Origin of the sequence: Pseudomonas sp. MWU16-30322 (assembly GCF_020515535.1) — a bacterium.
GTDB classification, from domain to species: domain Bacteria; phylum Pseudomonadota; class Gammaproteobacteria; order Pseudomonadales; family Pseudomonadaceae; genus Aquipseudomonas; species Aquipseudomonas fluorescens_H.
Genome location: NZ_JAIWYL010000035.1, coordinates 1 through 372, shown reverse-complemented (window position 1 = coordinate 372; position 372 = coordinate 1). Strand labels below are relative to the sequence as shown.

Below are 372 nucleotides of genomic sequence, written 5' to 3'. Positions count from 1 at the left end.
GGTGCCGGCGGTAACTTCGAAAACCTGGTGCCGAGCACCGTTCCTGCCGTGACCGAAGTGACCGACACCATCGACACCTCGACCGTCAAACTGACCGCCGATACCTCGGTGGCCGAGGGCGGCACTGTCACTTATACCGCCACAGTGGGCGCGCCTGTCACCGGCTCGCCAGTGACCGTGACTCTGGCGAACGGCCAGACCATCACCATCGAAGTGGGCAAAACCACCGGCACCGTGACCACCACCGCGCCGAACGATGCCTTGAACGGTCATGAACCACTGACCAACGCGATCATTGACGTGAGCGGCGGCAACTACGAAAACCTCGTCGCCGACAAGACCCCGGTTTCGACCACCGTCACCGACACCATC

The 372-nt window shown here is 62.6% G+C and carries 1 protein-coding gene; it reads left to right on the top strand.

The genetic code is table 11. The annotated features are described in order from the left end of the window. Nucleotides 1-372 (top strand): immunoglobulin-like domain-containing protein (locus tag LCH64_RS28210; protein WP_226501964.1); only part of this gene is annotated, 372 nt, incomplete at both ends.